Raw genomic sequence first — 8,183 nt, forward strand, 5'->3', positions numbered from 1 at the left:
CACAAAATTCCTGACACGTCCCACAGGCGACCAGCGCGAGATCTGCCTGCTTGCCCAAAGTCATCCGCAGCGCGTTCATCGCCCGCCCCTCATCCGCCGCGATTGCAGATAGACATTTGCCGTGTCCGCATACAGTGCGGACGGCACCTCGCCATCCAGCGGCGTCCGGTAGAACAACGTGCGCGCCAGAGCGCGAGATTCGACGACCGGCACTCCGTAGATGAAAGCCAGGCGCCGCAGCCGGCGAGCCAATTCCCCTCCGCCTTTGGCCACCACCCTGGGCGCGGACATCTGCTCCGGCCGATAGCGCAAGCCCACTGCGAAATGCGTGGGATTCGTCACGAGAAAATCAGCGTCACGCACGTTGCGCAAGCTCTGCGCATGCTTGACCAACTCTCGCTGCACTTGGCGACGGCGCGCCCGGATACGGGGATCCCCTTCGCGCTGCCGCATTTCCTCGCGTTGCTCTCGGCGGCTCATCCGCATCGATTGCATGAAGCTATGCCGGACCCAGAGCCTGTCAGCGACGGCGAATACCAGTGCCGCCGACAACAGCAGCATCACCAGCCGAGTCGCCGCTCCCGCCAGCAGGCGAGACAGATCCGCCGCGGTTGCCGGCACCTGTAGCGCACCCTGCATTGCGGTGCGGGCAACCCAGCCGGTGATCGCCGCGTAGACCAGCAGTTTGACAATACCCTTCAGGCCCTGCACCAGGGTTTCTTTCGAGAAAATGCGCCTGAATCCCTTGACCGGGTTCACCCGTGTCCAGTCGACGCGCAGCGCTTGCGGAGCAAACAGAAAGCGCGTCTGCAGCAACGCCGGCACTGCCGCACCCAGGATCGCGACCGAGATTACTGGCACCATCAGGAAGGCCGTGGTAGCCAGCAAATGCATCGAACTGGCAAGCCAGGCATCCTGACCCGCCGCCAGCAACGCCCGCGCGACCTCCCGGGAAAACTGCCGTGCCCAGGCATCGCCACGCCAATAGCACGCCATTGCCACTGCGGCGAATGCCGTGACCATGCTCCATTCGGCACTGCGGGAAACGGTGCCCTTTTGGCGCGCGCGCTCCAGCTTGTACGGCGTGGCCTGTTCGCTGCGATTCTGTTCCGCATCGCTCATCGCGGGGCTCCGAGCAAATGCGGAACAAACGATGCCGCCAGCGCCGACAGCCGCACCATCACCGGCCCAAGCAAAGCAAGGCTGAGACCCAGCACCAGCACCGAGACAATGCTCTTGACCTGCAAACCGAGCATGAGCACGTTCATCTGCGGCAACACGCGGGAAAGGAAAGCGAGCGCAAGGTCGATCAGGAACAGGACCACGATTGCGACAGCCGTCGTGACCAGCCCGACTGACATGACCTTGCCCAGATAAGAGGCCAGTACCGAGGAATCCAGCGCCAATGTCATGCTGCCGGGCGGCAGCCATTCATTGAGTGCTGCCAGCAGCCGCAAGACCTCGTGGTGAACATTGCCGGCAAAAAATACCACGCCGCCACCCAGTGCCAGAAGCGTGCCGAACAGCGGTGTTTGCGCGCGGGTAGCGGGATCGATGATCAATGCCATGCCGAATCCGGCCTGCAGATCCAGCACCCGGCCCGCAAACAGCAGCCCGGCAAACGCCGCCTGCCATGAGAACGCAATCACTGCGCCGAGTAGCAACTCTCCCGCCATCGCCGACAGCAACTGCCCCGAGGATAGGGCACCCACGGGCCTGGCCAGCGCCGCCAGCGCGGTGGCGCACCCAAGCACGCAGACCACGCGCACGCGCGCCGGAATACGCATCAAGGAAAACGGGGGAGCAAACAGGAACATCGGCCCCAGCCGCAATGAAACCAGAAGGCTCTCTATCGCGGGTGCAGGCATGAGGGAGGCTGCGGCAGCCATCAGCCCAACGCTGGAATCAGTTGAAAAAGGCCGCTGGCGAAGCGCGTCACGCGCCCCATCATCCAAGGACCAAGCAGGCCCAGGACCGCCACCGTCACGACAAGCTTCGGTATGTAGCTGAGGCTCATCTCCTGCAACTGCGTGATGACCTGGAACAAGCTCACCAGAAGGCCCACAAACAGGGTGGCGGACAAAAGCGGCGCGCAGATGATCGCGCATTGCATGAGCAATTGCGCCAGTAGCTGCTGAGCTTGATCTGCTGTCAATGCCGCCCCCTCGTACTTGTCAGGCACGCATTAGAGCAGGCGGCAATTTCGCTGCCTATCAGCCAACTCCCAAATATCAGGACTAGTACGTTATTCCGAATTCTCCGCAGCAATCCCAGGACATATCCCGGTATCGAAGCAGAAAAAAGAGGAATGGCATGCAGCATTATCTGCACGAGGCCACGCTCGATTGAGCGCATATGCCGTGGAGGGCCTTGCGGAATCACCACAGAAGACAAAAGCCGCTTGCGGCTCCCGGCTCCTTGGGCTCAATACCGTGTCTCCCGTCGTGGGCATTGCCACCACGCAGGACACGCATAACACCCGCCCATCAATTGCCAGAAGTGGCGCATTTATCGCTTTTCCACTTCTGTGTCGGCGTGATGGAGACACGGAAGTGGCGAGTATCCGGACGGCTACTCCAAGCAACCTTCCGGATCATCCGGAGTGCGCCGCCAGGGCTTTGTTACAACCGCTCCGCCAGCCCCAGCGCCGCTTCCTCGTTCGTTCTCTCGAAGCGCAGCGGCGTGACCGAGACCCCGCCCCGGCCGATCACCATCGCCTCGCTGTCCGGCGCGTCGGGCCGCGGGCCGCGCGAGAACTGCAGCCAGTGGTAGGGAATGCCGCGCGGGTCGACGTGGGCGCGCACGGCGATGTCCTTGACGAGGCCGGCGCCCTGGCGCGTGACGGTGAGCGGGCCGGCGGCCGCGGGCGCGACGTCGGGGAAGTTGACGTTGAGGCAGGCCTGTTCGCTCCAGCCGGCGGCGAGCAGGCGGAGGATGACGTCTGGAGCCAGCGCGCGCGCGGTTTCCCAGCGCACGTTGTCGCGGTCGGAGAAGGCCTGGCTCAGCGCGATGGAGGGGATGCCCAGCAGCATGCCGGTCATGGCCGCGCCCACGGTGCCGGAGAACACGGTTTCGAGGCCGAGGTTGCCGCCGCGGTTGATGCCCGAGAGGACCAGCGTGGGCGGCGCGTCGGCCATCAGGTGGCGGGCGGCCATGACGACGCAGTCGCCCGGCGTGCCGGCGACGCCGAAGCGGCGCTCGCCCTGCCGGCTGAAGCGCAGCGGCGCGTGCAGGCTGATCGAGTGGGAGGTGCCGCTCTGGTCGTGCTCGGGCGCGACGACCCAGACTTCGCGCGCCAGCGTGGCGGCCACGGCTTCGAGCACGGCCAGCCCGGGGGCGTCGATGCCGTCGTCATTGGTCAGGAGAACGCGTTCCAGCAGGGGATGGGACATGGGCGGGAAAAGGTAGGAGAGGACGGGAAAGGACGAAAAAGGACGGCAAGGCGGATGGCCGGCGGGAATCCAGCGGCAACTATAAACCGCGCGCGGCGGCGGCGCAGCCGGCGGGCATTGCCGGATTTGCCAAGACGGCCGGCCGGCGCCGCACTATGCTGCCGCGCATCGTCGTCCTTGCCGCGCCCCGCCGCGCCGATGCCATGTCTTCTTCCCGCCTTTCCCTGCGCGCCGGGCTGCCCAGCCTGGCCTTCGTGCTGATCTGGTCGACCGGCTTCATCGTCGGCCGCGCCATCGTGCCGGTGGCGCAGCCGAGCCTGTTCCTGCTCGCCCGCTTCGCGCTGGCGGCGCTGCTGTTCGCGCTGGTGGCGGTGGCCGGCGGCGCGCGCTGGCCGGCGCTGCGCGAGGTGCCGAAGCACCTGCTGGCGGGCGCGCTGCTGCACGGCAGCTACCTGTGCGGCGGCTACTGGGCCGTGGCGCACGGGCTGCCGCCCGCGGCGATGGCCTTGCTGGGCGCGCTGCAGCCCGTGCTGACGGCGCTGCTGGCCATCCCGCTGCTGGGCGAATTCCCGTCGCGGCGGGGCTGGGGCGGCCTCGCGCTGGGCTCGCTGGGCGTAATATTGGTGGTGGCTCCAGCCATGCTGGCCAGCGTATCCCACCCGGTTTCGCCGTGGGTGCTGCTGGTGGCCCTGCTTTCCATCCTTTCCATCACCGTGGGCACCATCCTGCAGAAAACCTCGATCGCCGCCGCCGACCTGCGCGCCAGTTCCGCCTGGCAGAACACCGGCGGCGCGCTGGTGGCCGGCACGCTGGCGTGGCTGCTGGGCGAGACGCACTGGCAGCCGGGGCTGGCCTTGTGGTCGGCGCTGGCGTGGGCGGCGCTGGTGCTGTCGGGCGCGGGCACCTACCTGCTGCTGCGCATCGTCCGGCGCGGGCAGGCTGCCACCGCCGCCTCGCTGATGTTCCTGGCGCCGCCGCTGGCCGCGCTGCAGGCGTGGCTGCTGTTCGGCGACAAGCTGGGGCTGCTGCAGCTGCTCGGCCTGGCCGTGGCCGGGCTCGGCGTGTGGCTTTGCCAGACCGGGCAGCCCGCCCGGCCGCCGCAACGTACCGGCCATGCCGCCGCGCGATGATCCCGCCGCGCGCGCGGGCCCGCCGGCGCCGCTGGTGGAGACCCGCGTCTACCGGCCGGAGCCGGACTGGCACCGGCACGGCTACACCCAGGTCCTGTTCGGCCTGGACGGCGCCAGCGAGCTGGAGATCGGCGGCCACCTGCACCGGCTCGATCCCGGCAGCGGGCTGATCGTGCCCGCCGGCGAGCGCCATGACTTTCTCGGCCTCGCGGACAACCGGCAACTGGTGCTGGACGTGCCGCCCGGCTCGCTCGCCGTGCCGGCGGCGCTGACCGGGCGCCCCCGCGCCTTCGCCGTCACCGCGGGCTGGGCCGAGCGCGTGCGCCGCATCGCGGCGATGCCGCCGGAGCCGGGGCGCGGCGGCTCGCGCCAGCACCACTGGCGGCTGGCCGCGGCGCTGGCGGGCGACCTCGCGCTGGGCCTGGACGTGCCGGAGCGCGACCGGCTCGCGCCGTTTCCCGTGGCGCAGATCGACGCCTACCTGCGCCAGCACCTGGACGCGCCGCTGCGCGCCGGCGACCTGGCCGGCCGCTTCGGCTGGAGCGTGCGGCGCTTCCACACCTTGTTCCAGGAAGCGTTCGGCGACACCCCGCACCGCTACCAGACGCGCCTGCGCCTGGACTACGCCACGCGCCTGCTGGCCGACCGCGGCCACGCGCTGGCGGATATCTCGCTGATGCTCGGCTTTCCCGACCAGACCACCTTCACGCGCCGCTTCGCGCAGCGTTTCGGCATGCCGCCGGGCGCGTGGCGCAATGCCGGCGCACGCGCATAGCGCGCCGTTCGCACGCAACAAGTGCTGCTTGATCGCTGTGGGGGAGATTCGCATAGGCATCCGGCCGCGCCCCGCGGAGAAATCGCAGGGGTGTTTCTTGTCGGCGGCGGGCGCGCGCGGACCGGAACGCGCCCGCCGCCGGGTACGTCCGGCGGGCTAGTTCCGGCAGAACATCCACGGCCCGATCTGCAGGCGGACCTGGCTGCTGTCGGGGCAGTTGGATTGCAGGAAGGCGATCACGGCGTCGAGCTGGCGCCAGCGCCGGATGCTGCCGCGCACGGTCCCGAGCATGTAGGTGTGTCCCGCCAACAGGAACTGCACGCGCCAGAAGCCGTCGCCCTGGCTGGTGACGACCGCGTCGTACTCGCATTTGAGCACCTGGGTGAGCCGGCCAAGGTCCGTGATGGTGATCCGGCCCGTTTCCTCCGTGTCCAGTCGATTCATATTGCCTCCAACCTCGTTGTCCTTCGATTATCAAAATCGACGCCGCAACTGGGCTTTTGTTCAAGGCGCCGCTAAAACCCAAGGCGATTTGAGACCAGTCGCGGCGGCTGGTTACTAGGCCATTTCGCAAAACAGCTTGAGAAATATCCCAAACACCGGTTTCGATTACCGTAATTGCCGCCGCGCGATTACCGCGATTACCGCGCGGCGGCGCCTCGCCCGCATCGCGCGGGATGAAACGGGATGACGCGCGGCCCGGTCCGGCGCGCCGGCAGCCCGCGCGGGCGCTGGCGCGCCGGGGCTTCTGATACCTGCCGCGCACACGCAGCCCGCCGGGCCACGCTAGAATGGCTCCGGATCGTCAATTGCCAGGGGGAGCCGGGATGTCAGACGCGCTTGCCGCACCCAGCAGAACCGAGAAAACCGAAGAATCCGGCGCCGAGGCCCGGGCAACCGCCGCCGCGGCCATCATGGCGAAGACCGCCGTGGAGCAGGCGGACTACGCCATGCGCAACTGGACCGACCCCGAGCCCGGGCCGGTCCGCCTGGGCTCGGCCCGGCACCTGCGCCTGTTCTGCGACATGCTGCTGCAGACGCACAACCCCTACAAACCCGCCGTGATCGACTGGCCCCGGCTCGACCCGGACGCCCTGCGCCGCGTGACCTCGCTGCCGATCTGGGACATCGCCGTGCAGACCGAAGGCCGCGCGTCGGTGCGCGTGCAGGCGTTCGCCGATACCGTGGCCGACCCGCTGCTGCGCAGCGCGCTGGAGATGGACGGCGCCGAGGAAGCGCGCCACAAGGTGGTGCTCTCGAAGCTGGTGGAGGCCTACGGCATCGCGCTGGCGCCCGAGCCCGAGTACCTGCCGCCGGCCGACCCGGAATGGGGCTGGCTGGCCACCGGCTACAGCGAGTGCATCGACAGCTTCTTCGCCTTCGGCCTGTTCGCCGCGGCCAGGAAGTCGGGCTATTTCCCCGCCGAACTGGTGGAAACCTTCGAGCCGGTCATCCAGGAGGAAGGCCGGCATATCCTGTTCTTCGTCAACTGGGCCGCCTGGTACCGCCGCAGCCTGCCGTGGTGGCGGCGCCCGCTGTACCTGCTCAAGGTGGCGCGCGTGTGGCTGTTCCTGATCCGGGAGCGCATCGGCATCGCGCGCGGCATCGAGGCGGACGGCTCGGCCAAGGACGCCAATTTCCCGATGAACATGAACAACTCGGCCGGCCTGGGCACCACCCTGACCGCGCGCGAGATGATCGACCTGTGCCTGAGCGAGAACGAAAGGCGCATGGCGGGATATGATCCCCGCCTCGCGCGCCCAGAGACCGTGCCCAGGCTGGCCCGGCTCGCCCGGCGCCTGTTGCGCTGAGCGCACCCAACCTTATCTGTCCCCCGGAGTCTCCTGAGATGTTCCTGCTGTCCCTGATCCCGCTCGCCATCTGGTGTGTCCTGCTGGCTGCGCGCGGCGGCTTCTGGCGCGTGCGCAAGCCCGCGCCGTCGCCCGCGCCGGCGCGCTGGCCGGAAGTCGTCGCCATCATTCCCGCCCGCAACGAGGCGGCGGTGATCGGCGGCGCCGTGGCCAGCGCGCTGGGCCAGAATTACCCCGCGCGGCTGCACCTGGTGGTGGTGGACGACCACAGCACCGACGGCACCGCCGAGCACGCGCGCGCCGCGGCCGCCGCGCTGGGCAAGGCGGACGCGCTGACCGTCATCACCGCGCGCGAGCTGCCAGCGGGCTGGAGCGGCAAGGTCTGGGCGCAGTCGCAGGGCCTGGAAGCGGCCAACGCGCAGGTGCCCGGCGCGGCCTGGGTGTGGCTGACCGATGCCGACATCCATCACGGCGCCGGCGTGCTGAAGCAACTGGTGGCGCGCGCCGAGCACGAGCAGCGCGACCTGGTCTCGCTGATGGTGCGGCTGCGCTGCGCCTCGTGGTGGGAGCGCATGATCGTCCCGGCCTTCGTGTTCTATTTCGCCAAGCTGTATCCCTTCTCGCGCGTCAACAACCCGCGCAGCCGGGTGGCGGCCGCGGCCGGCGGCTGCATGCTGGCGCGGCGCACGGCGCTGGCGCGCATCGGCGGCTTCCACGCGATCCGCGGCGAGCTGATCGACGACTGCAGCCTGGCCGCGTGCATCAAGCAAGGCGGCTCGATCCGCCTGGACCTGGCCGACGACAGCATCTCGGTGCGCCCCTACGACGACTGGCGCAGCCTGTGGGACATGATCGCGCGCAGCGCCTACACGCAACTGCACTATTCGCCGCTGCTGCTGGCCGGCGCGGTGGCCGGCATGGTGCTGACCTACCTCGCGCCGCCGCTGCTGGCGCTGGCCGGCGGGCTGCGCCTGTGGCCGGCCTGGGCGGCGTGGGCGGCCATGTCGGTGGCCTACGCGCCGATGCTGCGCGAGTACCGCCAGCCGCTGTGGCTGGGGCCGCTGCTGCCGCTGAC

At 68.9% G+C, this 8,183-nt stretch carries 9 protein-coding genes; 4 read left to right on the top strand and 5 right to left on the bottom strand.

Annotated features, from left to right (window positions below; translation table 11 throughout):
- Positions 1–75: 75 nt before the first annotated feature.
- The 4 genes from K206_RS41550 to surE all read right to left on the bottom strand — a co-directional run bounded on the left by K206_RS41550 (position 76) and on the right by surE (position 3,392).
- Positions 76–1,122 carry a flagellar biosynthesis protein FlhB gene (locus K206_RS41550; protein ID WP_020202921.1) on the bottom strand — a complete coding sequence of 349 codons (1,047 nt, stop codon included), beginning with the start codon at positions 1,120–1,122 and terminating at the stop codon, positions 76–78.
- Positions 1,119–1,868 carry a flagellar biosynthetic protein FliR gene (locus K206_RS0113415; RefSeq protein ID WP_155888054.1) on the bottom strand — a complete coding sequence of 250 codons (750 nt, stop codon included), beginning with the start codon at positions 1,866–1,868 and terminating at the stop codon, positions 1,119–1,121. The genes K206_RS41550 and K206_RS0113415 overlap by 4 nt, the downstream gene beginning before the upstream one ends.
- A 20-nt stretch (positions 1,869–1,888) precedes the next feature.
- Positions 1,889–2,155, bottom strand: a complete 267-nt coding sequence (locus K206_RS0113420) for a flagellar biosynthetic protein FliQ (protein WP_029043592.1) — start codon at positions 2,153–2,155, stop codon at positions 1,889–1,891.
- Between the two features lie 466 nt (positions 2,156–2,621).
- Positions 2,622–3,392, bottom strand: coding sequence for a 5'/3'-nucleotidase SurE (gene surE / locus K206_RS0113425; RefSeq protein WP_020202924.1), 771 nt, complete (start codon positions 3,390–3,392; stop codon positions 2,622–2,624).
- A 203-nt stretch (positions 3,393–3,595) separates the two neighbouring features.
- Between surE and K206_RS0113430 the strand changes: the two genes are divergently transcribed.
- Together K206_RS0113430 and K206_RS0113435 are read left to right on the top strand one after the other, a co-directional pair.
- Positions 3,596–4,522: a DMT family transporter gene (locus tag K206_RS0113430; RefSeq protein WP_043366559.1), complete on the top strand. Its 927-nt coding sequence runs from the start codon at positions 3,596–3,598 to the stop codon at positions 4,520–4,522.
- On the top strand, positions 4,506–5,297 hold the full coding sequence (locus K206_RS0113435) for an AraC family transcriptional regulator (RefSeq protein WP_020202926.1): 792 nt from the start codon (positions 4,506–4,508) through the stop codon (positions 5,295–5,297). Before K206_RS0113430 ends, K206_RS0113435 begins: the two co-directional genes overlap by 17 nt.
- 156 nt (positions 5,298–5,453) lie before the next feature.
- Here K206_RS0113435 and K206_RS0113440 read toward each other — a convergent pair whose 3' ends face one another.
- Positions 5,454–5,741: a hypothetical protein gene (locus tag K206_RS0113440; protein ID WP_020202927.1), complete on the bottom strand. Its 288-nt coding sequence runs from the start codon at positions 5,739–5,741 to the stop codon at positions 5,454–5,456.
- A 470-nt stretch (positions 5,742–6,211) separates the two neighbouring features.
- Between K206_RS0113440 and K206_RS0113445 the strand changes: the two genes are divergently transcribed.
- On the top strand, positions 6,212–7,108 hold the full coding sequence (locus K206_RS0113445) for a hypothetical protein (RefSeq protein ID WP_029043593.1): 897 nt from the start codon (positions 6,212–6,214) through the stop codon (positions 7,106–7,108).
- A 38-nt stretch (positions 7,109–7,146) separates the two neighbouring features.
- The coding region (locus K206_RS0113450) for a glycosyltransferase (RefSeq protein ID WP_020202929.1) at positions 7,147–8,183 on the top strand (1,037 nt) is incomplete at its 3' end.

Source organism: Cupriavidus sp. WS (assembly GCF_000395345.1).
Taxonomy (GTDB): domain Bacteria; phylum Pseudomonadota; class Gammaproteobacteria; order Burkholderiales; family Burkholderiaceae; genus Cupriavidus; species Cupriavidus basilensis_B.

Excerpts from the sequence above, each read along its gene's own strand:
- K206_RS41550 (WP_020202921.1), bottom strand. The coding sequence starts at position 1,122 with ATGAGCGATGCGGAACAGAATCGCAGCGAACAGGCCACGCCGTACAAG.
- K206_RS0113415 (WP_155888054.1), bottom strand. The coding sequence starts at position 1,868 with ATGCCTGCACCCGCGATAGAGAGCCTTCTGGTTTCATTGCGGCTGGGG.
- surE (WP_020202924.1), bottom strand. The coding sequence starts at position 3,392 with ATGTCCCATCCCCTGCTGGAACGCGTTCTCCTGACCAATGACGACGGC.
- K206_RS0113430 (WP_043366559.1), top strand. The coding sequence starts at position 3,596 with ATGTCTTCTTCCCGCCTTTCCCTGCGCGCCGGGCTGCCCAGCCTGGCC.
- K206_RS0113435 (WP_020202926.1), top strand. The coding sequence starts at position 4,506 with ATGCCGCCGCGCGATGATCCCGCCGCGCGCGCGGGCCCGCCGGCGCCG.
- K206_RS0113440 (WP_020202927.1), bottom strand. The coding sequence starts at position 5,741 with ATGAATCGACTGGACACGGAGGAAACGGGCCGGATCACCATCACGGAC.
- K206_RS0113445 (WP_029043593.1), top strand. The coding sequence starts at position 6,212 with ATGGCGAAGACCGCCGTGGAGCAGGCGGACTACGCCATGCGCAACTGG.